22 protein-coding genes are annotated in these 25,293 nt (G+C 69.2%); 6 read left to right on the top strand and 16 right to left on the bottom strand.

Annotated elements, in window-relative coordinates; translation table 11 throughout:
- Window positions 1–14: 14 nt before the first annotated feature.
- Together AB0M14_RS00625 and AB0M14_RS00620 are read left to right on the top strand one after the other, a co-directional pair.
- Entirely contained in the window at window positions 15–296 is a 282-nt protein-coding gene (locus tag AB0M14_RS00625) for a metalloregulator ArsR/SmtB family transcription factor (protein WP_364986566.1), read from the top strand.
- 4 nt (window positions 297–300) lie between these two features.
- On the top strand, window positions 301–681 hold the full coding sequence (locus tag AB0M14_RS00620) for a VOC family protein (protein ID WP_364986562.1): 381 nt from the start codon (window positions 301–303) through the stop codon (window positions 679–681).
- A 2-nt stretch (window positions 682–683) separates the two neighbouring features.
- Here the strand turns inward: AB0M14_RS00620 and AB0M14_RS00615 are convergent, their stop codons facing one another.
- The 8 genes from AB0M14_RS00615 to AB0M14_RS00580 form a co-directional block, all read right to left on the bottom strand.
- Complete coding sequence (locus AB0M14_RS00615) at window positions 684–1,976, bottom strand: HAMP domain-containing sensor histidine kinase (protein ID WP_364986559.1); 1,293 nt, start codon at window positions 1,974–1,976, stop codon at window positions 684–686.
- On the bottom strand, window positions 1,973–2,647 hold the full coding sequence (locus tag AB0M14_RS00610) for a response regulator transcription factor (protein ID WP_364986556.1): 675 nt from the start codon (window positions 2,645–2,647) through the stop codon (window positions 1,973–1,975). Before AB0M14_RS00610 ends, AB0M14_RS00615 begins: the two co-directional genes overlap by 4 nt.
- Before the next feature lie 74 nt (window positions 2,648–2,721).
- Window positions 2,722–2,922, bottom strand: a complete 201-nt coding sequence (locus AB0M14_RS00605) for a hypothetical protein (protein WP_364986553.1) — start codon at window positions 2,920–2,922, stop codon at window positions 2,722–2,724.
- Window positions 2,923–3,014: 92 nt separating this feature from the next.
- A complete protein-coding gene (locus tag AB0M14_RS00600; protein ID WP_364986550.1) occupies window positions 3,015–3,635 on the bottom strand; it encodes a TetR family transcriptional regulator in 621 nt (206 codons plus the stop codon).
- Window positions 3,632–5,035: a hydroxysqualene dehydroxylase HpnE gene (gene hpnE, locus AB0M14_RS00595; RefSeq protein WP_364986547.1), complete on the bottom strand. Its 1,404-nt coding sequence runs from the start codon at window positions 5,033–5,035 to the stop codon at window positions 3,632–3,634. The genes AB0M14_RS00600 and hpnE overlap by 4 nt, the downstream gene beginning before the upstream one ends.
- 67 nt (window positions 5,036–5,102) lie before the next feature.
- On the bottom strand, window positions 5,103–5,285 hold the full coding sequence (locus tag AB0M14_RS00590) for a hypothetical protein (protein WP_364986544.1): 183 nt from the start codon (window positions 5,283–5,285) through the stop codon (window positions 5,103–5,105).
- A gap of 105 nt (window positions 5,286–5,390) precedes the next feature.
- On the bottom strand, window positions 5,391–6,170 hold the full coding sequence (locus AB0M14_RS00585) for a DNA-formamidopyrimidine glycosylase family protein (protein ID WP_364986541.1): 780 nt from the start codon (window positions 6,168–6,170) through the stop codon (window positions 5,391–5,393).
- 21 nt (window positions 6,171–6,191) lie between these two features.
- Window positions 6,192–10,943, bottom strand: a complete 4,752-nt coding sequence (locus tag AB0M14_RS00580; protein WP_364986537.1) for a DEAD/DEAH box helicase — start codon at window positions 10,941–10,943, stop codon at window positions 6,192–6,194.
- Window positions 10,944–11,130: 187 nt separating this feature from the next.
- Between AB0M14_RS00580 and AB0M14_RS00575 the strand changes: the two genes are divergently transcribed.
- Window positions 11,131–11,676, top strand: a complete 546-nt coding sequence (locus AB0M14_RS00575; protein WP_364986534.1) for a histidine phosphatase family protein — start codon at window positions 11,131–11,133, stop codon at window positions 11,674–11,676.
- Here the strand turns inward: AB0M14_RS00575 and AB0M14_RS00570 are convergent.
- Window positions 11,673–12,278, bottom strand: coding sequence for a TetR/AcrR family transcriptional regulator (locus tag AB0M14_RS00570; RefSeq protein WP_364986531.1), 606 nt, complete (start codon window positions 12,276–12,278; stop codon window positions 11,673–11,675). The two genes, AB0M14_RS00575 and AB0M14_RS00570, sit on opposite strands and share 4 nt — an antisense overlap.
- A 68-nt stretch (window positions 12,279–12,346) precedes the next feature.
- On the opposite strand from AB0M14_RS00570, the gene AB0M14_RS00565 reads away from it, so the two are divergent.
- From AB0M14_RS00565 to AB0M14_RS00555, 3 genes are all read left to right on the top strand, one after another.
- Window positions 12,347–13,291, top strand: coding sequence for a patatin-like phospholipase family protein (locus AB0M14_RS00565; protein ID WP_364986528.1), 945 nt, complete (start codon window positions 12,347–12,349; stop codon window positions 13,289–13,291).
- Window positions 13,288–14,127 (top strand): SDR family oxidoreductase, encoded by an 840-nt coding sequence (locus tag AB0M14_RS00560; RefSeq protein WP_364986525.1) that lies wholly within the window; start codon window positions 13,288–13,290, stop codon window positions 14,125–14,127. Before AB0M14_RS00565 ends, AB0M14_RS00560 begins: the two co-directional genes overlap by 4 nt.
- A 119-nt stretch (window positions 14,128–14,246) precedes the next feature.
- Complete coding sequence (locus AB0M14_RS00555) at window positions 14,247–16,202, top strand: FAD-dependent oxidoreductase (RefSeq protein WP_364986521.1); 1,956 nt, start codon at window positions 14,247–14,249, stop codon at window positions 16,200–16,202.
- A 39-nt stretch (window positions 16,203–16,241) separates the two neighbouring features.
- On the opposite strand, the gene AB0M14_RS00550 is transcribed toward AB0M14_RS00555, so the two are convergent.
- The 7 genes from AB0M14_RS00550 to AB0M14_RS00520 all read right to left on the bottom strand — a co-directional run bounded on the left by AB0M14_RS00550 (window position 16,242) and on the right by AB0M14_RS00520 (window position 25,286).
- Window positions 16,242–16,622: a DUF742 domain-containing protein gene (locus AB0M14_RS00550; protein ID WP_364986518.1), complete on the bottom strand. Its 381-nt coding sequence runs from the start codon at window positions 16,620–16,622 to the stop codon at window positions 16,242–16,244.
- A 12-nt stretch (window positions 16,623–16,634) separates the two neighbouring features.
- Window positions 16,635–18,740 (bottom strand): ATP-binding protein, encoded by a 2,106-nt coding sequence (locus AB0M14_RS00545; protein WP_364986514.1) that lies wholly within the window; start codon window positions 18,738–18,740, stop codon window positions 16,635–16,637.
- 180 nt (window positions 18,741–18,920) lie between these two features.
- Window positions 18,921–19,301, bottom strand: coding sequence for a DUF742 domain-containing protein (locus AB0M14_RS00540; protein ID WP_364986511.1), 381 nt, complete (start codon window positions 19,299–19,301; stop codon window positions 18,921–18,923).
- A gap of 8 nt (window positions 19,302–19,309) precedes the next feature.
- A complete protein-coding gene (locus tag AB0M14_RS00535) occupies window positions 19,310–19,723 on the bottom strand; it encodes a roadblock/LC7 domain-containing protein (protein WP_364991167.1) in 414 nt (137 codons plus the stop codon).
- Window positions 19,720–22,398, bottom strand: coding sequence for a nitrate- and nitrite sensing domain-containing protein (locus AB0M14_RS00530; RefSeq protein ID WP_364986508.1), 2,679 nt, complete (start codon window positions 22,396–22,398; stop codon window positions 19,720–19,722). Before AB0M14_RS00530 ends, AB0M14_RS00535 begins: the two co-directional genes overlap by 4 nt.
- Window positions 22,399–22,530: 132 nt before the next feature.
- Window positions 22,531–23,040 carry a helix-turn-helix domain-containing protein gene (locus AB0M14_RS00525; RefSeq protein ID WP_364986504.1) on the bottom strand — a complete coding sequence of 170 codons (510 nt, stop codon included), beginning with the start codon at window positions 23,038–23,040 and terminating at the stop codon, window positions 22,531–22,533.
- Complete coding sequence (locus AB0M14_RS00520) at window positions 23,037–25,286, bottom strand: molybdopterin-dependent oxidoreductase (RefSeq protein ID WP_364986501.1); 2,250 nt, start codon at window positions 25,284–25,286, stop codon at window positions 23,037–23,039. Before AB0M14_RS00520 ends, AB0M14_RS00525 begins: the two co-directional genes overlap by 4 nt.
- Window positions 25,287–25,293 lie beyond the last annotated feature (7 nt).

The raw sequence follows: 25,293 nt of genomic DNA, 5'->3' as shown, positions 1-25,293 counted from the left end.
CTATCGTTGCCCGTGTGGGTGACGTGTACAAGGCTTTGGCGGACCCGACCCGGCGGGCGATTCTCGACGAATTGGCCGACCGGGACGGGCAGACCCTGTTCGAGCTCTGTTCCCGGCTGACCATGAAGCACGGGCTGAGCTCCTCGCGACAGGCCATCTCCCAGCATCTCGAGCTGCTGGAGTCGGCGGGCCTGGTCCGCACCACCCGTGACGGCCGTTCCAAATTCCATTACCTCGAGACGGCGCCGCTGCGCGGACTCGCCGACCGCTGGCTCGAGCCACACGCAAAGGAGTGATGACATGCGCATCGCAGTGACCAGCGTCTTCGTCGACGACCAGGACAAAGCCCTGAAGTTCTACACCGAGGTGCTCGGCTTCCAGAAGAAGCACGACGTCCCGGTCGGGGACGCCAAGTGGCTGACGGTGGTGTCCCCGCAAGACGTCGACGGCATCGAGCTGCTGCTCGAACCGGACGGGCACCCCGTCGCCGCGGCCTACAAGAAGGGGCTGCGCGAGGACGGCATCCCGTGCATCCAGTTCGGTGTCGACGACGTCCAGGCCGAGTTCGAGCGGTTGCGCGATCTCGGCGTGCGGTTCACCCAGGAGCCGCTGAAGATGGGCGAGGTGACCACGGCGGTCTTCGACGACACCTGTGGCAACCTCATCCAGATCGCCGTCTGAGGTCAGGCCGAGATCGGCGGTGGCGGCAGGGTGAGGGTGGCGATGGTGCCGCCGCCGGCCGCGGGCTCCATAGTGGCCGTGCCGCCGTGCAATTCGGCGATCCAGGCGACCAGCGCCAGCCCGATCCCGCTGCCCCGGCCGGCGGTGACGCCGCGCTCGAAGGGGTTGCTCGACAGCTGAGGGTTCAGACCCGGCCCGTGGTCGCGAACGCTGACCCGTCCGTCGGCGACGTGGACCTCCACCGGGGAGCCGCGATTGACCGCGCCATGGGTGATGGCGTTCTCCAGCAGGTTGCGGATGGCCAGGCCGAGCAGGCCCGGGTCGCCGACGACGACGCTCGGGAAGGTCTGGACATGGACCTTGGCCTGCGGGAATTCCTCGATCACCGATTCGGTCAGCTGATCCAGCAGCAGCTGCACGCGTTCCATGCTCGCCAGGCCGGACTGCATGCGGGCGCGGGCCAGCAGGCCGGAGACAATCCGCTCCATCCGGTCGCCGAGCCCGCGCGCTTCGACCAGGGCCCGTTCGATCTCGTGCGGATTCCGGCGGCGCGGTTCGGTGACCAGACGCAGCGTCGACAAGGGGGTGCGGAGTTCGTGGGCCGCGTCGCCGAGAAACTTCTCCTGCTCCTCGACCATGACGGTGACCTGACGCATGCTGCGCCCGGACAGCCAGTGTGCGGCGACCGCCGCGCAGAGCACCAGCAGCAGGCCGCCGATCACCAGGCCCCACACCAGCAGTGCCCGATCCCGGTCGAAGGTATTGGGATTGGTGCCCGCGAACACCACCGCCTCGACCTCGGAGTCCTCCCAGAACAATGGCTGGGCTACCAAGCGGACCGCCCGCCCTTGACTGTCTACGCCGTCGCGGAAGATGGTGTCGTCGGCCAGGATCGCGTCGTCGACGATCCCGGACGCGACGTCTTCCCGGGGCAGCCAGGACCGCAGGTGCCCGTAGAGTTCGCTCCACTTCCCGTCGGCGTCCTTGCCGATCACGAGCACGGCGGTCTCACCGTTGGCCAGATCGTAGGACTTCACGTCGCTGATATCGAGGACGTCGTCGGTGCCGAGCCCGATGCTACGGCTCACGCCGGTGGCGACCCGGTTGATCGCGTCGTCCACGGACTGGTCGCGAGACCGCGCGTCGATGACCGCGGCGACGACGCCGAGCACGATCAGGCAGACGGTGGTCACCGCGGTGATCAGCCCGGTCAGCTGCCAGCGGGTCCGTCGCATCCGCGCCACGGTCGGGCGCACCGTGGCGCTGGAGATCTGCTGCGCCGCGGTGCGGTTCAACGTGCGAATGATTCACTTCCGATCATGAAGCCGGCGCCGCGCACGGTCTCGATCACCGGCGGCGCACCCAGTTTGCGGCGCAGTTGCGCGATGACCGCGTCGACCACGTTCGAGGCGGGTTCGGCCATTTCGTCCCAACAGCATTCGATGAGCTCGCCGCGGGAGACGACGCTGCCCGCGCGGGTGGCGAGCAGTTCCAGGACCGCGAACTCCTTGGGGCTGAGCGAGCGCAGGATGCCGGCGCGCTGCACCCGGCGGCGCGGCAGGTCGATGTCGATGTCACCCAGCATGATCCGGGCGGGCGCGGGTTGTTCGCGGCGGCGGCACAGGGCGCGCACCCGGGCCACGAGCTCGGCCAGGGCGAACGGCTTCACCAGATAGTCGTCGGCGCCGTGCTCGAAGCCGGCGACCCGGTCGGCGATGCCGTCGCGGGCGGTGAGCATGAGCACCGGCACCCGCATGCCCCGGTTGCGTTGCGCCGCCACCAGGTAGAGGCCGTCGCCGTCGGGCAGCCCGCGGTCCACGACCAGGCAGTCGTAGCTGTTGACCGAGATCTTGAAGTCCGCGTCGGCGAGGTGGCCCGCGAGATCGACGGCGAATCCGGCCGATCGCAGCCCCGCCGCGATTTCGAGCCCCAGACCTTCGTCGTCCTCCACTACCAAAACACGCACGAGGTCAGAGAATAGGACATTTCAGATCCGCGGACCGAGTGGCTCGACCCCCGTGAGCCACTCGGCGTGCCGGATCAGTAGGTGTGCAGGTCCCAGCCGTCGTTGTAGGCGAGGCACTCCCACTGGGTGCCGCCGGTGTACCAGGACTGGCCGTCCGCCGCGCAGGCCTCGTAGGTGGCGTAGGTGCCGATGTAGGTCGCGTTGGCGACGCCGGCGCCGGCGGCCACCGCCCCGAGGGCGAACAGTCCGGCGGCGATCGCGGTCTTGATCTTCATGGGATTTCCTCTCGTCCGGCGCGGGTCGTCCGCGCTGGGGAAAGAAAACCAAGTCGACCGTGAGAATTTCATGATGGTCGCGAAAGGGCAGGTCAGCGACCGGTTTCCACGGAAATCGCCCAGCCGGTGAGGGTCCGGATATAAGCCAGGAACAGCTCGTCGGGGTAGCGCTGCGGGTCGGCCAGGTGCAGGCGGGCGAGTTCCTCGATCGCGCACAGCATGATGCGCTCGGTGGCGCCGTCGGGGTCGACGGTGACGCCGGCGAAACGGGACAGGTGCCGGGCGCCGATCTCGCGGGCGTAGGCGCGGCCCAGCTCCAGGCGTTCCCGCAGGCCCGGCGGGCCGCCGTCGGGCGGGCTGAGCATGATCTGCCAGCTGGTCGGGGCGGCGTGCAGGTAGCTGAGCATGCCGCGGGCCAGCGCGTCCGGGGCGTCGATGTCGAGGTCGACGCTGCTGACGCCCGCGAGCGCGATGCCCATCTCGCGGTCCAGCAGGGCGGTGAGCAGGCCCGACAGATCGGTGAACTGCTGGTAGACCAGGGCGCGTGCGACATCGGATTCGCGGGCCACCCGTTCGATGGTGACCGCCGCGAATCCGTCCGCGGCGGCGATGTCCCGTGCCACATCCAGTAATTGGGCGCGCCGTTCGGCCGCCGGCATCCGGCGCTTGCCGGTCTTCTTGACGGGCGCTGCCGCGGCGCGCTGCGTGGTCACGGCACAGACGGTAACTCATCGGGGACCGCAGCCGACGGAGTCGGCGGGGTGGGTAAGCGCAGCAGGTGATCCACCGCCCGCGCAGCGCTCTGCACGGCGCTTTCCATCGTCGCCGACCAGTCGGTGGCGGTCCAGTCGCCGGCCAGCACCAGGGTGGGGACAGAGGTGCGCTGGTCCGGGCGCAGCCCGTGCGTGCCGACGACCTGGGAGAAAGTCGCCTTCGGCATCGGAACCACCTGTGCCTGAACGATTTTCGCTTCGGCCGCGGCGGGGTAGTAGCGGCGCAGCAGCGCCATCTGCTCGGCGACCACCTCGTCGTGGCTCTTGTGGATCTGGTCGTAGGCGCCACTGGTGGTCAGGCAGTACAGCCAGGCCTTGTCGGTGCTGCGGCCGGTCATGCGCTGGCGGTCGAAGACCTCGTCGATGATGCCGGTGCCGCCGATCAGCGCTTCGAACTCGGCCTCGGTGCCGAGCGGGCGGTCCAGGTAGAGGTTGGTGCTGACGATCGGGGTGTAGCCGAGTTTCTGTGCGGCGGCGTAGATCTCGGCGTGTTCGGGCAGATCGTCGAGCAGGCCGCCGATATTGGAGTTGGGCACGGCGCAGACCACCGCGTCGGCGGGCACGACCGAGCCGTCGGCCAGCGTCACCCCGGTGACGCGGCCGTCGGCGATGTGTACCTGCCGGGCCACCGCGCGGTAGCGGACCTCGACGCCGTGGCGCGCGAAGACCTCCTTCGCGCCGGTGATGTAGAGCGTGTCCAGGTCGGTGGTGGGGTAGCCGATGGTGACCGGACGGCGGTGCTTCATGCCGAGCCGGATGCCGGTGGCGAGCACGTCGGCCAGGACCTTCGCCGATTCCTGCTGCACCGGTTCGGCGGCGACGCCGAGGGCGAGCCAATCCCACAGCGCCTCACGGGCTTTGGCGGGCATGCCGATGCGCTGGAACCACTGCTCGGAGCTGATGTCGGCGAGGTCGGCGGGCTGGTTGAGGCACTGCCAGCCCAGGCGGGTGGTGGCGACGGCGGCGCGCAGGCGGTCCAGCAGGGTGGAGTCGGGGTGCGCGCCGGTGAAGGTGCGCCAGGCGCTGAGGCCGTTGGTGCGCATGGCGACCTTGCGGCCGTCCGGCCAGCGCAGCGTGGCCGCGTGCGGGAACGCGACGTACTGGCGGGTGCCGACGCTCTCCAGATACCGGAACAGGTGGTCGTAGCCGCTGGCGATGACGTGCTGGCCGTTGTCGGGTAGATCGTCGACGGCCTCGGCTTTCATCGCGTGCGTGCGGCCGCCCAGTCTGCCGCGGCGTTCCAGCAGCGTGACCTGCTTGCCTGCTTCCGCGAGCCAGACCGCGGACGCGAGTCCGGCCAGTCCGCCGCCGATGACCACATATCGCCTTGGATCGCCCATGGCGTCACTCCCTCGTCGTAACTGACGAGATGTAAGTTATGGGTATTCGGTTGCCCCGTCAAGGGTTTCACATTCCGCGGTGGGTATGTCCGTTGGTGATCGCAGGGCGCGGTGTCTCCGGCGTGCCGGGCGGCGGCGCGGTGTGCAACAGGAGGTAGATGAAGACCACCGTGGCGGCGATCGCGAGTACGGCGACGACGACCTGTGCGGTGATCGCGAGACGACGGCTCACCGTCGGGTGCCGCACCATGTCGTCCTGCTCCTGCGCTGTTGAATTCCGATCTCACAGATGCTGTCGGGATGCGGGGGCGCAGTGTTAGCAATGCGGTGGCAAATTACATCGCACGCGAGGGATTTACTCGGGTGGCTCGGGCTGGCAGCGGGGGCAGAAATAGATGCCACGCTCGCGCTGGGTGATCCGATCGCCGGGGTCGGAGTCGCCGAGCATGCGGACGACAATGGTGGCGCCGCAGCGCGGGCAGGGGCGGCGCTGCTTGCCGTAGACCAGCGGCCGCCGGGGCGGCTCGTGCGCGGCTTTGCCCAGAATCCGATGCGCCTCGTTGACCAGCGCGACCAGATCGGGCACCGCGGCCACCGGTGTCGCCGGGTGCACTTTCCGCAGGAAACAGACCTCGCTGCGGAAGATATTGCCGATGCCCGCCAGATTCCGCTGATCCAGCAGCGCCACCCCGATCGGCTGCTCCGGATGCGCCGCCAGCCGTCGCACCGCCTCGGTGACATCCCAGTTCGGCCCGAGCAGATCCGGACCCAGATGGTCGATCGCGGTGTGCTCCTCGGACCGGCGCAGCACCTCCACCTTGCCGAGGTCGAAGCCGACGGCCTCGGTGTCGTCGGTGGTGAGCACGACCCGGGCCTGCACGCGCGGGCGTGTCCAGCGCTCGCCGATGCAGTAGGTGCGCCAGATCCCCTCCATCTTCAGATGGGTGTGGATGCTGACCTGCGGCGTGCGGATGAACAGATGCTTGCCGTAGCTGCCGACCTCCTCGATCAGCTCACCGGCCAGATCCACCGTGGCGTACCGGGGCACCCGGAAATCGCTGCGCACCAGCGTTTTCCCGACCAGCGCCAGCCGCAGCCGGTGCGCGGCCAGGAAGATGGTGTCGCCTTCAGGCATGAGACAACCGTACCGAGCCGGTCACGGTTGGCTCCGCAGCCGCAGACCGCGCGGGGTCGCGGAGAAGCCCACTTCGGTGAGGAAGGTGGCGAAAGTGTTGCCGTGCACGCTCTCCCCGTCGACCTTGTCGATGACGAGGGAGTCGACGCGCCGGGTGCGGACCAGCCCGGCGAGTGCGGCGGAGGCGGCCTGGCGGGCGACCGGGTCCTCGGTGAAGGTGAGCAGGGTCTTGCCGCCGCGTTCCAGATAAAGCACCAGATCGCCGTCGACGAGGACGACCAGCGCGCCGGCCTTGCGCCCCGGGCGGTGCCCGCTGTCGCCGTCCCCCTTGGGCCATGGCAGGGCCGCGCCGTACGGGTTGGCGGGGTCGCACGAGGCCAGCGCCAAAGCCTGTGGCGGGCGGTGCTTTCCGTCGGCGGGACGGATGCGGTCGGAATCGAAGGACCGCAGCCGGTCCACCACGTCGGTGGTGGAGAACTGCGCACCGCCGAGCGAGTCGATGAAATACCCACGGCGGCACCGGCCGCGGTCCTCGAATTCGGTGAGCACCCGATACATCAACGCGAACCCGCCGGGCACGCCTTCGTTCTGCACGGAGCCGCGAGTCAGCACGCCATAGCGCTCCAGCAACATGTCAGCAGTGGCGTGTGCGCGAACAGTGTTGTCCGACACCCGATCCGGCAGCAGCGACCAGCGCCCGGCGACGGCGGGCGGGCCGGAGCGGGTCGGCATGGTCTGCCGCGGCAGATACGCGCGTCCGCGAGGAGCGCGGCGCGGAGTGCGGTGCGCGGTGGTGGTGCGAGTGGTCCCGGACAGCAACGCGCGGACCGGGGCGAAAGTATCGCCCGCCACAACGCCCGCCCACGCGAGTTCCCACAGCGCCGCCGCCACCGCGGTGTCGTCGAGCAGTCCGGTGGCGTCGGATAGCTGACGGAAGAAATAGGCTCCGCCGCCTTGCAGCATCGGCGGCAAGCTCAGGGCCCCGCCTGAGCTGTCGCGGGCCGGCTCTGGTGTATCCAAGGCGACCGGAGTGGGAGTTGCGGTATTCGGGATCTCGGTGAGCGGCGTCCAGGCGGGAATCGATGCGCCGAGCGCGGTCAATAGGCGCAGATGGATTTCGGTGAGCTCGATGTCATCTGGAGGTGCGAGGGTGAAGGGGGCCTGATCGGTCAGATGCAGGGCGATCCAGCCGTCCTTGGCGGTGATCGAGCCATGCCCGGACCACATCACCTCACCGGTTGCCATGAGCTCATCGAGCATCGCTGGGGAGTAATCACGCACTCGGGCGGGCAGGATCAGCGATTCCCACGCCGAAGCTGGAATCGGCACTCCTGCAAGTTGCTCCACCACAGTCGCGACACCGTCCACGCCGCGCAGTTCACCGCTGCCGATGTGCTGCCATGCGGGCAGGAAGCGCCCGAACGCCATAGTGGCGACGGGCTCGACCTCATGGCGAGCGGCAGCCAGCGAGCGGCGGCGGAGACGGCGCAGGACTTGGGTGTCGCACCACTCCGAGCCGGTGGCGGCAGGCGTGAATTCGCCTTCCACCACCCGCTTTTCGGCGACCAGCCGATGCAATGCGGTAGCCGCTACGGCAGCGCCGAGGCCGAAGCGCTGCGCCACCGCCTCGGTGGCGAACGGCGCATGGGTGCGCGCATAACGGCCGACAAGGTCGCCCAGCGGATCCGGGACGGGTTCGATGAACGCGGCCGGAGTACCGATCGGCAGCGGAACACCCAGCGCATCCCGCAACCGCGCGGCGTCCTCGACAGCCACCCACCACGTCCGACCCGCGAACGAAACCTCCAGCGCCCGCTTGGCTTTCAACAATTCCGCGAACCATTCGTGGTGCGCTCCAGAAGTGCCGAAATCCTCGCGTCCAGTCGCCGGGGCGCTTTCGTTGTCGTCGCTGCGGAGACCCTCGCGGGCAGCCGCCCCAGTCGTTTCGGTGTCGTCGCGAGCAGGGCCCAGCGCGCAGCGGGCTCCGGCTTCTGCTGGGGTAAGGGGGCCCAGTAGTCGCAGCAGGTCGGCCAGGCCCTCGGCGTCGCGGGCGTGGCGTTCGGGGGTGAGGCGCTGTAGTTCGCGCTCGACCTGGTCGATGATGGTGGCGTCGAGCAGTTCTCGGAGTTCGACCCGGCCGAGGAGTTCGGCGAGCAGGCTGGAGTCGAGGGAGAGGGCGGCGGCGCGGCGTTCGGCGAGGGGGCTGTCGCCGTCGTACATGAACTGGCCGATGTAGTCGAACAGCAGGGCGTTGGCGAAGGGGGACGGGGTGGCGGTCTCGACCTCGACCAGGCGGAGCTGGCGGCGGGCGACGCGGCCGAGTAGTTCGCGGAGGGCGGGGAGGTCGTAGACGTCGCGGAGGCATTCGCGCACCGTCTCGAGCAGGATGGGGAAGTCCGGGAACTTGCGGGCCACGTCCAGTAGCTGCGCCGAGCGCTGGCGCTGCTGCCAGAGCGGTGCGCGCTTGCCGGGATCGCGGCGCGGCAGCAAGAGGGCGCGGGCCGCGCATTCGCGGAAGCGGGAGGCGAAAAGGGCGGAGCCGCCGACCTGTTCGGTGACGATGTCGTCGATCTCATCGGGTTCGAAGACGAACAGTTCGGCGCCGGGCGGATCGTCGGTGGTGTCGGGGAGTCGCACCACGATGCCGTCGTCGGAGGCGTTCGGCGTGGCGTCGACCCCGAACCGCTCCTGCAACCGCGCACCGATCGCCAGCGCCCACGGCGCGTGCACGGTCAGCCCATAAGGCGAGTGCAGCACCAGCCGCCAATCGCCGAGCTCGTCCCGGAACCGCTCCACCACCAGCGTCTTGTCGGTCGGTAAATGGCCTGTCGCCGTGCGCTGTTCGTCGAGCAGGGCGAACAGGTTCGCGATCGCGTTGTCGTTCAAGCCGGCCGTGCGCACGAGCTCGTCGGCGGGTCCGGTGTCACCGGATTTTCCGGCCTTGCGGATGAATTCGCCCAGGGCAGCGCCGAGTTCGGCCGGGCGGCCGAGGCCGTCGCCGTGCCAGAACGGCAGCCGCCCCGGCTGTCCGAACGCCGGCGTCACCAGCACGCGGTCGAAGGTGATCTCCTCGATCCGCCAGCTGGTCGCACCGAGCGCGAAGACGTCGCCGACCCGGGATTCGTAGACCATCTCCTCGTCGAGTTCGCCGACGCGCGAATTCTTCTCGCCCACCATGTACACCGCGAACATGCCGCGGTCGGGGATCGCGCCGCCGGAGGTGACCGCGAGCCGTTGCGCACCGGGCCGGCCGGTGAGGGTGCCCGCGTCGCGGTCCCAGACCAATCGTGGCCGCAATTCGGCGAATTCGTCGGAGGGATACCGGCCGGACAACAAGTCCAGGACGGATTCGTAGGCCGAACGGGGGAGCGTGGCATAGCTGCCGGTCCCGCGCACGGTCTCGAACCAGGCGTCGACATCGATCGGCTCCAGCGCGCAGGCGGCGACCGTCTGCTGGGCCAGGATGTCGAGCGGATGCGCGGGGATCTGCAACGCTTCGATCTGCCCGGTGAGCATGCGCTGGGCCGCGACGGCGCAGTGGATGACATCGGTGCGGTGCTTGGGAAACAGCACACCGCGCGAGATCTCGCCGACCTGGTGCCCGGCCCGCCCGACCCGCTGCAGCCCGCTCGCCACCGAAGGCGGCGCCTCCACCTGAACGACGAGATCGACCGCGCCCATGTCGATGCCGAGTTCCAGGCTGGAGGTGGCGACCACACAGCGCAGCCGCCCGCTCTTGAGATCGTCTTCGATCAGCGCGCGCTGTTCCTTGCTCACCGACCCGTGGTGGGCGCGCGCGAGCAGCGTGCCGGCGCCGTGCGTGACCTCGGTGGTCGGACCGATCAGCGCGGGCGCGGCGTGGTCGGTGGCCACCGGTTCGCCGAGCCGCTCGGCATAGGCCTCGTTCAGGCGGGCGGTCAATCGCTCGGCCAGCCGCCGCGAGTTCGCGAACACGATCGAGGACTGATGCTCGAGCACCAGGTCGACGATCGATTCGTCGACATGCGGCCAGATCGATCCGGGCTGGTCGGAATCCCCGAGGTCGGTCATGTCCGGCACCGGCACCCGCACCGAGAGGTCGAAAGTCTTGGGCGCGGGCGGATTCACGATGGTGATCGGCGCGTTGCCGACCAGGAACCGCCCGACCTCCTCCGGCGGCCGCACCGTCGCCGACAGCCCGATCCGCTGCGCGGGTCGTTCGGTGAGTTGATCCAGCCGGGCCAATGACAACGCCAGATGCGCGCCGCGTTTACCGCCCGCGATGGCGTGCACCTCGTCCACGATCACGGTGCTCACCGTGCGCAGCGTCTCCCGTGCCGCCGAGGTGAGCATGAGGAACAGGGACTCCGGCGTGGTGATCAGGATGTCGGGCGGCGTGCGCTGCATGGACCGGCGATCCGCGGCGCTGGTGTCGCCCGAGCGCACCCCGACGGTGATCGCGGGCGGCTCCGCGCCCAGCCGCTTCGCGGTCTGGGTGACCCCGACCAGCGGCGCCCGCAGATTCCGCTCCACATCCACGGCCAGCGCTTTCAGCGGCGAGATATACAACACCGAGGTGCCCGCGACCGGTTCCGGCCGCCCGGCCAGCTGATCGATCGCCCACAGGAATGCCGACAGCGTCTTGCCGGAACCGGTGGGTGCGACAACGAGCGTGTGCTCCCCACCGGCGATGGCCTGCCACGCGCCGAGCTGAGCGGACGTCGGCGCCGGGAACGCACCGTCGAACCACTCTCGAGTCGCCTGTGAGAACCCGGCAGTCGACAGCTTGGCCATGCCCCTCAGTTTGCCCTACCCCACCGACAGGTTCCGCTCCTCGAGTCGCAGCTCAGCAGGGCTGTATTGCGGCAAGACGGGAAGCTGCGCGGAACCGGGGAAGCGAAGCGCCCCCGGTTCCAAAGGGAAAACCGGCGGGACGAAAGCCGAGCGAAGCGAGGTTTCGTCCCGGCGTACGCTTCCAGGCGTGCAAAAGGTGCTCAGACTCGACCTGGTCAGCCATGGCATGACCGAGGCGATGCGAAAGGCACGTTTTCCAGTCGACGAATCGCTGACCGAGGCCGGCCGCCGCGCCATGGCCGCCGTCACGCGATTGACCGCGGCGCGCGTGCTCACCGGACCGGAACGACGAACCGTGGAAACTGCCGCCCTGATGGGCCTACCCGGCGAGGAAGACGACCGCCTCCGCGATCTGGACGCGGGCGCCTGGCGCGGTGGGGAACTCATGTCGGTCCCGCAGGACGAGCTCTACGCCTGGCTCACCAACCCGATGTTCAAAGGTCATGGCGGCGAATCGGTCTGCGATGTCATCCAGCGGACCCGGTATTGGATGGCCGAGATCGCCTCGGAGGGCATGTCCACCGTCGCGGTCACCCACCCCGCGGTGATCCGGGCCGCGCTCCTGGTCACCCTGGACGCGCCGCCGAAATCGTTCTGGCGCATCGATATTCCGCCGGGCCATGTCACCCGCCTGCATTACCGCGGCGAGTGGACAGTGCATTTCTCCAGCTAGGCCCGGGTGCGGTCGCCGAGGCTGACCAGCAGTCGCACGGCGTCGGTGATGAGCCGCGCCGAGATCGTCGGATCGATCGCGCGCTGAATGCCGAGCCCCAGCCCCATGCTCAGCACCGAGGTGGCCGCGTCCGCCGCGGGCATCGGCAAGTCGATCTCCAGTGAATCGGCCAGGGTCTGTAGCTGCGCGGCAACGGCGCCGCGCACCGCCCCGAGACTGGAGACCAGCGCCGCCTGCAGCTCGGGATCATCCCGGGCGACGGTCGCGAACTCGAATTCGAGCATGGTCCAGCCGACGTCGCCGAGCGTGCGTTCGGCCCATTCCTGCAGCTTGGCCAGGCGGCTCTCCAGGCTGTCGGAGGTGGAGACCAGCTCGGTCACCTCGCCGAACTTGGTGGCGTGGATGAGGTCGAGCACTTCCAGGCAGAGCTGTTTCTTGGTGCGGAAGTTGGAGTACACCGCGCCCTTGGAATAGCCGGCGGCCTCGGCCACCCGCTCCAGGCTGGTTCGCGCGTATCCCTCGGTCAGGAACAGGTCGCGCGCCGTCGCAACCAGATCGGCGCGGGTGCGCGCCTGGCTTTCGGTGCGGGTCAGTCGGGCCATGGCAGCGATTCTACGTACTCCTAGATTCCGGATACCGCTGGTATTTGAATTCTGTTAGTCTCGGAACCATGGGTAACAATAACGGGCCACAGCGACGTGGCCTGGCCATCGGCTGCGGCGGCACGGTCGGCGCGGCCTGGATCGTCGGGGCGCTGGCCGCGGTGCGCGACGTGCTGGCGTGGGATCCGCGCACGGCCGACCTGCTGATCGGCACCTCGGCGGGCGCGGAATACGTGACCATGCTGGGCAGCGGAATAGCCGTCGACGAACTCGTCGCGATGCAGGAGGGGCACAGCGCGAATCCGATCCTGACCGAGCACCTGCGCTCGGGGCCGGGCAAGTTCCCGCCGCTGCCGAAGCCGCGGCTGGGCGCGCCGCGGCTGGCGCTGCGCGCGCCGTCGGGTCAGCGTTTGCTCACCGCGGGGAGTGGCCTGTTGCCGGTCGGCGGCGGCGACGCGAGCTGGTTGCAGCGCCTGGCCGAGCGGCTCAATCCCGGCCGCACCTGGGTGCCGCATCCGGCGACCTGGCTGGTGAGCATGGATTACGCCACCGGGCAACGGGTTCCGTTCGGATCTCCGGACGCCCCCGCGGCCACGCTCGGCGAGGCGCTGCGTGCCTCCTGGGCGGTGCCCGGCTGGCTGCCGCCGGTACCGATCGCGGGCCGGCGCTTCATCGACGGCGGCGCCGGATCGACCGCGTCGGTGGATCTGCTCGCGGGGCAGGGTCTCGACGAGCTGGTGGTGATCGCCCCGATGGCCTCGGCCGATCGCGTGCCGGCCGGCAGCGCGGGACACCTGCTGGAGCGTCAGATGCGAAACCGGATGAGCGCCAAGCTCGCCGGTGAGATCGCCGATCTGCGCGCAGCGGGCACCAAGGTGCTGCTGCTCGGCGCCACCGCCGAGGATCTCGCGGTGATGGGCCCCAACTTCATGGACGGCAGCCGTCGTCTGGACACGTTCCGCCACAGCCTGCGCAGCACTCGCGCGGCGCTCGAAGAAGGAGTATTCGCATGAGGATCCTCGGCCACGGCTACCCCGCCATCGATCTGCAGCACGCGCGCGTGCTGATCACCGGCGCCGGGCGCGGCATCGGGCAGTCCACCGCGCGACTGTTCGCCGACCGGGGCGCGGATGTCGTCATCGCCGACGTGGATACCGCCGCCGCCGACGCCGCGGCCGCCGAAATCGGCGCGCGCGCGGTCGAACTCGACGTGCGGGCCCGCGATCAGTGGGACAAGGCGGTCGCCGAACTCGGACGCGTCGACATCCTGGTCAACAATGCCGGCGTCATGCCCGCGGGCGCGTTCCTGGACGAAGCCGACGCGGTCGGCCACGCCACCATGGACATCAACGTCTGGGGTCTCATCCACGGCATGCGCGCGGTGGTGCCCGGCATGATCGAGCGCGGCCACGGGCACGTGGTCAACGTCGCCTCGCTGGCCGGCAAGCTGCCGGTGCCCGGACTGGCGGTCTACAACGCGAGCAAGTTCGCCGCGGTCGGCCTGTCCGCCGCCACGCGTTTGGAGTTCGCCGAGCACGGCGTCAGCGTCAGCACGGTGCTGCCGTCCGCTGTGCGCACCCGGCTGTCCTCGGGGATGGCGCTCGGCAAGGGTATGCCGACCGTCGATCCGGAGGATGTGGCCGAGGCCATCGTCGGCACCTGCGACACGCGCAAAGCCGAAGTGGCCGTGCCGAATTACCTGGGCGCGCTGGACGTGGCGCTGGCCGCCACCCCGGAACGAGCGGTGCAGCTGGTGCGCAAGCTCTTCAACGGCGACCGCGCGCTGCACCCCGCCGACGCCGAGACCCGGGCCAAGTACGAGGAACAGGTCCGTTCGATCGTCAAGTGAAGAATAAGTAAGGCTGAAATCAACGCTGCGACTCAGCTTTACGGCGTTAACAACCCAGAGTAGGGTCCCTAATCGGCGGCTATATGTGAGCCGGGATTCTGGATTTGGGAAGAGACGCCATGGAAGTTACGGCACGCCAGCGCGCGGCGCTGGAATTGATCTGCGAAACGTTCGCTCCCGGTGACGGGTCGGGCTTACCCGGCGCCGGTGAGCGAGCGGTCGCCGACGCCGTGCTGGAGATGATCGCCCGTAACCCGCGCCCAGAAGACGGCAAGCAGTTAGCCACCCTACTCGGACTGTGGGATTCGCCGCTGTTCGGCGTGCTGGCGGGCATGAGCCCGCGCCGCTTCTCCGCGCGCTCCGCGGCCGATCGGGAACGCATGTTGCTGCGCCTGAGCGAGTCGCCGATCGCCCCGCTGCGCGCGGTGTTCCAGGCGCTCAAAGCCTCGGCGCTGCTGCCGTACTGGGCCATGGCCGACGCGGACGGCGACAGCCCGCTGTGGCGGGCGATGGGCTATCCGGCCCCGGCCGGTGCGCTCGACTCCGCACCGCAGCCGACGCTGAACCCGGTGCGCCCCACCGAGAACACCACGCTGGAGTGCGATGTGGTGATCGTCGGTTCGGGTGCGGGCGGCGGCACCGCGGCCGCGGTGCTGGCCGAGGCCGGGCTCGACGTGGTGGTCCTGGAACGCGGAGATTACTACGACGACAAAGACTTCGGCCGTGGCGATTACGACGCGCTGGCCAAGCTGTACGCGCCCGGCCCCCTGGCCACCGCGAACGGTCAGCTGTCCCTCGGCGCGGGCACTTGCCTGGGCGGCGGCACCGTCGTCAACTGGACCACCTCGGTGCGCGTCCCCGATGACGTGCGCGCCGAATGGGCGAGCCTGGGCGCCAAGCAGTTCGACACCGACGAGTTCGGCGACGCGTTGAGCGCGGTGGAGCGCCGCCTCGGCGTCAACACCGACCGTTCGCCGCTCTCCGGGCGCGAAAGCGTGCTCGAACGCGGCCTGCAAAAGCTCGGCTGGGATGTCGGCACGTTGCCGCGCAACGTATCCGATGCCTGCGACGCCGGAATCGAGTGCGGTCGTTGTGGTTCCGGCTGCCGGCTGGGCGCCAAGCGCTCGGTGACGAAAACCTGGCTGTCCGACGCCGCGGAGCGGGGCGCGCGGCTGGTGGTCGGGGCGAATGTCCGCAAGATCGAGGTCGACGGCGGCAAAGCCCAAGGTGTACAGGCGATCACCGCGGATGGCCATGAGCTGAAGGTCAAGGCCCGCGCGGTGGTGGTCGCCGCGGGCGCCATCCAGACGCCCGCGCTGCTGAAGCGTTCCGGCCTGCGCAACAAGGCCATCGGCAACTACTTGCGCCTGCATCCCGCGACCGCGGTGTTCGGCACCTTCGACGAGGAGATCCGCCCCTGGGAGGGCGGCCTGCAGACCAGGATCTCGCGCGAGCGCCGGGACCTGGACGGCAACGGCTACGGCGTCATCTTCGAAACCATGCCGGTGCCGCCGGGACCGGTGGTGGGCCTGATGAATTGGCGCGGCGCCGCCGAGAACCGCGCGACCATGCTGAATCTCGCGCACACCGCCGCCGTCGCGGTGATCACCCGCGATCGCGACCACGGCACCGTGACCGTCGACAAAGCGGGCGAGCCCATCGTGAATTACGTGGTCTCCAAACGGGACAGCGCGCACATCCACGCCGGCGTGAGCGGCGCGGCACAAATTCTCGAGGCCGCCGGGGCGAAGACGATCACGTCCGCGCACCAGGCCGGCGTGTCCTATCAGCCCGGCGTGCGCGGATCGCATGCCGAATTCGAGGCCGCGGCCCTGGCCGCCGGGTATGCGCCCGGGCGCTGCGGCATGGGCGTGCTGCACATCATGGGCTCGGCCCGGATGGGCGGCTCGGCGGCGGATTCCGCGGCCGATCCGGACGGCGCCACCTGGGAAGTCCCCAATATCGTTGTCGCGGACGGCTCGTGCTTCCCGACCGCGTCCGGGGTGAACCCCATGGTGACGATCGAGGCCATCGCCTATATGAACGCGAAACGCCTGGCCGCACGGCTGAGCTGACTCGAGGGGCCGGGACGAGAATGCTCGTTCCGGCCCCCGTTACAGCGCCTGAATACCCTTCAGCAGCGCCCGCAGCATGGTGATATCGCTTGTGCCGGTGCCGTTCTCGGGCGTCGCGACCGGTGCGCGGAAGTCCAGCACGCCGTCGCCGATCAAATCGCCCACCAGGATCTTGGTGGTCGTCATCGGCAGGTGCAGGTGGGCGGCGATCTCCGCCACCGACTGCGGCGTCCGCGCCAGGTGCTGGATCGCCGCGTACTCCGGTTCGTGCCGGCGCAGCCGCCCCATCGGCGAGGTGACCACCAGCGTCAGCATATTGACGTCGGTGCGCGCGCTGCCGGATCGGCCACGGGTCAGCGCGAACAATCGGACGACCGGCCCGGCGTCGTCGTCGTACCACGATTCGCGCGGATCATTCATGTGTTACAGCGTTCATGAGGTTCCAGGATGGTTGTCGGTAGTGCGTTGACGCCGCGGCAAACCGGGACGCTGGGTCAGGGCCGCGGGCTGTTCGGGTGCGGCGGAGATCCCGGCGGGCTGCGCGTAGGCGCCCGGGTAGTTGCCCAGACCCTGGAAGCCCCGCGGCTGCTCGGCGATCGGCTCCGGGGTGGTGAGCTCGGCCGGGATCAGCACGATCGCCTTGATGCCGCCGTAGTCGGATTCCGAAAGCCGCACCGAGATGCCGTGCCGGACAGCCAGTTTGGCGACCACGAAGAGACCGAGCCGGGCGTCGCCGGACAGCGCCGCGACACTGAAGTCCGGCGGATCGGACAGCACCGCGTTGCGCTGCGCCAGTTCCTCGGCCGACATGCCGAGGCCCTGATCGGAGATCTCCAGGGCCGCGCCCCGGCCCACCAGATTGCCGGTGATCTCGACCCGGGACTCCGGCGGCGAGTATGCCGTGGCGTTGTCCGCGAGCTCGGCGAGCAGGTGGATGACGTCGGCCACCGCGGCGCCGGTGACCTGGGTGTCGGGCAGGCGGCCGATGTGAATGCGGGTGTAGTCCTGGCTCTCGGCGACCGCGCCGCGGATCACGTCGACCAGCGGCACAGGGTTGCGCCAGCGGCGGCCGGGCTGTTCGCCGCCCAGGATGATCAGGTTCTCGGCGTTGCGCCGGGCGCGGGTGGCCAGGTGGTCCAGCTCGAAGAGCAGGTCCAGGCGCTCGGGGGACTCTTCCTCGCGCTCGGCCTTGTCGAGCAGGCCGAGCTGGCGGTGCACCACGACCTGGCTGCGGTGCGCGATATTGAGGAACACCGCGTTGACGCCGGCCCGAGTCTGGGATTCGGCGACCGCCGCCGCGACGGCGGCGCCGTGCGCACGGTTGAAAGCGTCGGCGACCTGGCCGATTTCGTCGGTGCCGTAATCCAGCCTGGCGATCTCGCCGTCCCCGACCGTCTTGCCGCCGCTGAGCTGGCGGATGGTTTCGGGCAGCCGCTCGTCGGCGAGCTCGAGGGTGTCGCGGCGCAGCCGCTTCATCCGGCCGATGAACCGGTTGGCCAGCAGCAACGCTCCGAGGAAGGCGAGCAGGGCGAGCGAGAAGACCGCGGCGCCACCGAGAATCGAGTTCCGCGAGATCTCGTTGCCCGAGTTCGTCGCGGTGACGTGCGCGTCCGCGCTCTGGTCCTCCCAGAGCTGGAGCAGGTCGGTGCGCACCTTGCCCGCGGCGGTCTGCCATTCGGTGACATCCATCGGCAGTTCGATGTCGGAGGCCTTGCGGTCGACGGCGGGGATGGGTCCGCGCTGCAAGACCGCGTCCTCCATCGCGACCACGCGCTGCCATTCCGGGCCGCTGGTGATCCGCTTCCACTGTTCGAGCCGGACGCCGGTCAACACCGCGCCGACGTAGGCGATTTCACCGCGGCCGTCGCCGATGTAGCCGCTCAGCTCGGCCAGGGTCTCCGGCGCCAGCTCGTCGGTGAGGACCGCGACCGAGCCCAGGCTGCTGGTCCGCGACACGGCCTCGGCGGCGCGCAGGGCGTGCACCGCCTTGTAGAGCTCCACCGCGACGCCGGCGTCGGGGGCGACCTCGGCGGCGAGCAGCGAGGCGAGGGTGATGACCTGGATGATCTGGCTGTACACCGCGAAGACCTGCGGCGCCGGGAGCACCCGGGCATCGATGCCGGCCCGCAGCCCCGGAAGTTGTTTGTAGAGCTCGTTGTAGCCGTCGATATTGCTGGCGAGGTCGGGCCGCAGCTCCGAGACCGCTTCGCCCTGGGCCGCGACCGCCGCCAGCGCCAGGTCCGATTGCTTGCGCGAGGCGGGCAGGTTCGGCGCCGCGCTGTTGTCACCGGCCAGGTGCAGCAAGGAGATCCGGCGTTCCTCCTGGAACGCCTCGACCATCAGGATGGCCGGAGCCGTTGTGCCGCTGGCCAATTCCGCGAACCGGTTGGCCTTGCGGCCGTCCTGGACCAGGTAGGTGGCGCCGCCGATGCCGGTGGCCAGCAACGCCAGGCTCGGGATGAGCACGATGGCGAGCAGGCGGGCGCGGACGCCGACCGTGCGCGGGACGCTGATGCGGGGGAATTTACTGCCGATCACCGATGTACTTGCCTACTTCTGGGCACGGTGGCCCCCTCGCTAGTGAGTCGAGAACACCTAATCACTGAAAGTGCACCCGCGCAACATTTTCCACGCCGGTTTGCTTGGCCGAATGGCCAGGTAACGGCAATTTCCCGGGTCGAAACCTTAGGAGAATGTTAAGTAACTTGGATTGGTGAGCTAGAGCGCCCGGATGCCCTCCAGCAGCGCCCGCAGCATGCCGATATCGGTGCTGCCCGCGCCGTTTTCGGCGGCGGCGACCGGAGCCCGGAAGTCCAGCACGCCGTCGCCGATCAGGTCGCCCACCAGGATCTTGGTGGTCGTCATCGGCAGCCGCAGCTGCGCGGCGAGCTCGGCCACCGACTGCGGCGCCTGGGCCAGGCGCACGATCGCGGCGTATTCGGGTTCGTGGCGGCGCAAGGCCCCGTACGGCGAGGTGACCACCAGCGTGAGCATGTCGATATCGGTACGGCGGGTGTCGGAGCGACCGCGGGTGACCGCGAACAGCCGGACTACCGGCCCGGCTTCGTCGTCGTACCAGGACTCACGCGGACTGTTCATGACTGCCTCTAACCCACTTGATCGAGAGCTTGGGGTCGTGGGTCCACCGAGAGGTGGCTGCCGACCCGCTGCACGGTCTGGTTCATCTCGTAAGCAACCATACCGAGATTCGCGGTCTCCGAGGTCAGCACCGCGAGGCAGGCGTTCGCGCCGGCGGCGGTGATGAACAGCACGGCCCGGTCCAGCTCCACCACGGTCTGGCATACCCCGCCCGCGTTGAAATGTGTTCCGGCGCTGCGGGCTACGCCGTGCAGCGTGGACGCCATCGCGCAGAAACGCTCGGCGTCCGAGCGGTCCATCGGGCTGCTCTTGCCGAGCAGCAGCCCGTCGGTGGACAGCACAACGGCATCGCGGACATCGGGCAGCCGCTGTAGGAGATCATCGAGCAACCAGTCGAGATTACGTGACACGGACATCGTCACCACCGCCCTTCCGGGGAATCGGGATTGCTGGGAGTCTGGTCGGAATCGACCCGGTTCAAGCGGCCCTGCCTGGTGCCGTTCTCGATGGCCGACATCAGGTTTCGCGCTTCGTCGGCCGAGCGCTGGCGGGGCGCCGGCGCGGGCTCGGGCAGGGACGGGGTGGCCGCCGCGGCGGGGCCGGTGGTGCGCCGCCGCCGCGGCAGATCCGGCTTCTGGTGGCGTCCGGTGGTTTCCGCGGGATTGGCGACGGCGGGCAGATCCAGTCCGGTGTCGGTGCGCTCGGAGCGGCCGAAACTTTGGGACTGCCCGAAACTTTGGGACTGCCCGGAGCTTTCGGAATGCCGGGCGCTCTCGGACTGTCCGAACCCGGAGGGGAGGGACTGCCCGCTGCTCGGATTGTCGCCGAAACTCGGCGGCTGTCCGAAAGCCGGGGACTGGCTCCGGTTTTCGGGCTGCTCGAACGCGGCATTCTGGCCGTAAGCCTCGGAACGGGTGAGCCCACTGGTGCGGACCGGGATCTCGCCGCCGCCGATCACCCCGCCGGCGCCGAAGGCGTCGAAGCTGCCGGACTTGCCGACCGCCGCGACCTGGCCGGTGAGCGCGAACTCGGCGCCACCGGTCAGCGCCGGACGGCTCGCGCTGCGTTCACCCACCCCGTCGGCTGCGCCTCCTGCCATCCCCCTGGGTCCGGGCTCCAGCTCGCTGGTGGTCAGCGCCACCGGGATCAGCACGATGGCCTTCACGCCGCCGAAATCGGATTCCGCGAGGCGCACCGAAATACCGTGCCGCACGGCCAGTTTCGCGACCACGAACAGGCCGAGGCGGGCATCGCTGGACAGCGCCGCGACGCTGAAGTCGGGCGGGCTGGCCAGCAGCGTATTGCGCTCGCCGAACTCCTCGACCGACATACCCAGGCCCTGGTCGGAGATCTCGACCGCCACGCCCTTGCCGACCAGGTTGCCGGTGATCTCCACCTTGGCCTCCGGCGGCGAGTACGCGGTGGCGTTGTCCGCGAGCTCGGCGAGCAGGTGGATCATGTCGGCCACGGCGCTGCCGGTGATCTGCGTCGGCGGCAGCTGCCCGATCGTGATCCGGGTGTAGTCCAGGCTTTCCGCGACCGCGCCGCGGATCACGTCGACCAGCGGCACCGGGTTGCGCCACTTCCGGCCCGGCTGTTCGCCGCCCAGGATGATCAGGTTCTCGGCGTTGCGCCGGGCCCGGGTGGCCAGGTGATCGAGCTGGAACAGCAGATCCAGGCGCTCCGGGTTCTCTTCCTCGCGCTCGGCCTTGTCCAGCAGCACCAGCTGGCGGTGCACCACGACCTGGCTGCGGTGCGCGATATTGAGGAACACCGCGTTCACGCCCGCGCGGGTCTTGGATTCGGCGACCGCGGCGGCGATGGCGGAGTGGTGCGCGCGATTGAAAGCGTCGGCGACCTGGCCGATTTCGTCGGCGCCGAACTCCAGCTTGGTGACCTCCTCGGCGGGCTCGAGCTCCTTGCCGGTGCTGAGCTGGCGGATGGTCTCGGGCAGGCGCTCGTCGGCCAGGATCAGAGTGTCGCGGCGTAGTCGCTTCATCCGGCTGATGAACCGGTTGGCCAGTACCAGGGCCGCGATGAACGCGATCAACGTGACGGCGAGGACCACCGCGCCGCCGAGCAGGGACCGCTTGGCGAGCCGGTCACCGAGCGTCTTGGCGCCGGCATGGGCGTCGGTCGTCTGGTCGACCCAGACCTTCAACAGTCCGGCGCGCACCTGGCCTGCCACCTGCTGCCATTCGGCGACGTCCATCGGCAATGGCGTCGGCTCGGCGTTGCCGGTGCGGCTGGTGCGTGCGGTGGTCTGGTCCTTCGGCGTCACGGGACCGCGCTGCACCAGCGCGTTCTCCATCGCGACGTTGCGCTGCCACGCCGGGCTGGCGACGATCTGCTTCAGCTCCGCTTGCCGCGCGCCGGTGAGGACCGAACTCAGATAGTCGATCTCACCGCGCGCATCGCCGATGTAGCGGGCCAGTTCGGGGATCTGCGCGGCCGGCAGCTGCCCGGTGAGCAGAGCCACCGAACCGAGGCTGGTGATCCGGGAGAGGGATTCGGCAGCGCGTAACAGATGTGTCGATTTGTACAGCTCCACCGCGACTTTCGCGTCCGGCGCGATGTCCGCGGCGAGCAGTACCACCAGCGAGACGACGTCGATGACCTTGTTGAAAGCGTTGAAGGCCACGGCAGTGGGGACCATCCGCGCGTCGATGCCGCCACGCAGTTGCGTCAGCTGGTCGAACAGTTTGCGGAAGTCGTCGAGCTCGTCCTTGGTGTCGGGACGCAGCTTGCGCGCCGCGACCGCGCCTTCGTGCACAGCCGCCAGCGCCACATCGGACTGCTTGCGTGCGGCCGGCAGATGAGCCGCCGCGGTGCCGTCTCCGGCCAAATGCAACAGCGAGATTCGGCGCTCTTCCTGGAAGCCCTGCACCATCAGCGCCACCGGCTTGCCCGTCGCGTCCGCCAATTCGGCCCATTCGTTGGCATCCTGGCCGCTGCGCACCAGATAGATGGCGCCGCCGACACCCGTGGCCAGCAGCGCGATGCTCGGAATCAGCACGATGGCCAGGAGCCGGGTGCGGACACCGACGGTCCGGCTCAGGTGCGCCGGGGATATGCGGGGGAATCTACTGCCGATCACCGAATGTCTTGCCTACTCCCGGGCATACGTTGCCCCCTCACCAGTGGTTCCAGCAAACTTAAGCATTGAAAGATCGCAGCTGCAACATCTTCCGGATTGAAACAACCGCTGGACGGCCGGCATCGTCCGAGGTCACGCGGTGCGCCCCGGGGCGTCGAATCGGCCGGTGGCGAGGGCGCCGTCACGGTGCCGGTCCGGGAAGCCGGGGCCCAGGCGGGCTGACATCTCGGCGTGCCGCAGGGGTTCCCGGCAGTGCGCGCAGACCACCTCGGCGTGCGTGTCGTGATCGCAGGTCTCGTGGTGCAGCACGACCGGGGGACCGTCGGGGGCCAGCCAGCGGTCGCCCCAGCGCATCATGGCCGCGATGACCGGGAAGAAATCGCGGCCCTTGTCGGTCAGGTGGTACTCGTGGCGGGGCGGCCGGTCCTGGTAGCGGACGCGCTCCAGCAGCCCTTCCTCGGTGAGCCGGGTCAGGCGCTGGGTCAGCACGTTCCGGCTCAGCCCCAGTACGCGCTCGAACTGGTCGAAGCGGCGCGCCCCGTAGTAGGCCTCACGCAGCACCAGCGGCGTCCACCAATCGCCGATGAGGTCCACCGTGCGCGCCACGGTGCACGGCCAGTCGGCGAAAGTCGTGCGTTTCATGCCCCAACGGTATCCAGGCGGGCGGGCACGTACTTGTGCCACGGGGTGCCGACCCATTCGTCACGGGAGTCGAATTCGGTCAGTTCGTTGGGTGCGACGCCGGTGGTCACGGCGGCGCCGTCGGGATCGGTGACGGTGAGGCCGAAACCGTTCGGCAGCGACAGGTGACCCGGGCGCATGCGATCGGTGGGTTCCACGGGGACCTCGGTACTGCCGCGGCGGGTGGTGACGCGGACCAGGTCGCCCGGGCCCAAACCCAGACGCTCGGCATCGGCACTGCTCATGCGCAGTGTGCCGGCGCTGTCGCGCTTGCGCCAGGCCGGATCTCGGACGATGGTGTTGGCGGTGAAGGCGCGGCGTTCGCCCGCCGAGAGCACGAACGGCCACTCGCCGTTCGCCTCCGCCGGTTCGGGCAGGGTCGCCACGACCTGGAGCAGGTCGTCGAGATGCAGCTGAACCTTGTTGCCGCGCAACCTGCTCCAGGTCACCTCGTGCTCGTCCTCGGTGATCACGATGCCGTGCTTACCGGTCAGGATGGCGTCGAACAGGCGCTCACCCGCCGCCAGTCCGGTGCCGTACCCGGCTCGTTCGACGCTGTCGGGGAACTTGCGGACACAGTTGTAAGCCGCCGCCCACAGCAGTGCGGCCGCGTCGGCGCCGTCCGGCAGCGTCGGGCCCAGTGTCCGATACAGCAGCACCGGAACGAGTTTCGCCTTGCTCGGGTCGGCGAGGATGCCGAGGAAGGCCATGGCGAACGCTTCCCGGCCCTCGGCCAGCGCGGCCCGCAACGGTGCGTAGTCGGCTTCGCCGAGGAAGCCGGCGGCCTCGACCAGGCGGGCGTGGATCTCCGGCTCCGGGAGCACGCCCTCGGGTGCGGGCAGGATCGGGTGCCGGAGATGGAAGATATTGCGCGGGAAGTCGAAATTGAAGAACGTGGCCTCGTACTTCTCGAACTGCGTGGGTACCGGAAGCACGTAGTCGGCCAGCCGGGCGGTCTCGGTCATCGCGACGTCGACGACCACCACCAGTTCCAGGGACTCCAGCGCCGCACGCATGCGGGCCGAATCCGCCAGGGAGTGCGCGGGATTGCTGCTCTCGACGAACATCGCCCGGTAGCGGGAGGGGTGATCGGTGAGGATTTCCTCGGTGATCACGTTGCACGGCACCAGGCCGCTGATGATCGGCGCGCCGCTGACCGGGCTGCGCGGGCCCTCGCCCGCCGGGTGCCCGCGGTCGTGGCCGAGCGCGGCCAACCCGGTGAACGCGTACTGGGTACCGGGTTTGCCCAGGTTCCCGGTCAGCAGCCACACCAGCTTCTCGACATAGCTGACCACGGTGGAGTAGCGGTTCATCTGCACGCCGAGATCTTCGAGCGCGGCCACGGACTTCGCACTCGCCAGCCGGTGGGTCGCTGCCGTCACCAGCTCCAGGTCGACATCGGCTATGGCGCAGTACTTTTCGATCGGCACCACGCGCAGGACCGTCAGCACCTCCGCCACGCCCTCGGCATGCTCGGCCAGCCATGGTTCGTCGATCAGGTTGTCGCGCACCAGGATCGCGGCCATCGCCGACAGCAGATACACATCGGTTCCGGGCTGGAGTTGCAGGTGGAAGTCGGCGAGTTCGGCCGTCTCGGTCCGCACCGGATCCAGCACGATCATCGATCGGTCCGGATCGCGCCCGATCTCCTTCAACACCGTCCGGGCCCGCGGGAACCCGTGCGACTGATAGGGATTCTTGCCGATGAAGAACGCCACCTCGGCGTGCTCGACATCGGCCCGGATCGGATGCCCCGCCATCCGCGCCCCCACCCAGAAGTCGCCGGTCTTCTCCTGCGCCAGCGCACTGGACCGATACCGCATCCCGAACGCCGCCATCGTCGCCGGCGCATACGCCCCACCCAGATGATTCCCCTGGCCGCCACCGCCGTAGTAGAAGATCGACTCACCCCCGTACCGCAGCCCGATCTCCTGCATCCGGGCGGTGATCTCGGAAATCGCGGTCTCCCAATCGATCTCCTCGAATGCACCGTCCGCCCGCCGCCGCAACGGCGCCGTCACCCGCCCCGTCCGCCCGTTCTGATAGTGATCGAGCCGCAACGCCTTGTTGCAGGTGTATCCCGCGGAGGCCGGATGCAGCTTGTCTCCCCGAATCTTCTCGAAGGACCGCCCATCCGGCCCGAGCAGCACCTGGATGCCGCAATTGCACTCACACAGGATGCACGCCGTAGGCCGCCACTCCGTCATACGAGCA

It is taken from the genome of Nocardia sp. NPDC051832, from assembly GCF_040681285.1.
GTDB lineage: Bacteria > Actinomycetota > Actinomycetes > Mycobacteriales > Mycobacteriaceae > Nocardia.
Note: the sequence above shows the minus strand (reverse complement) of the source record. Positions and strands in the feature narration are given on the sequence as shown.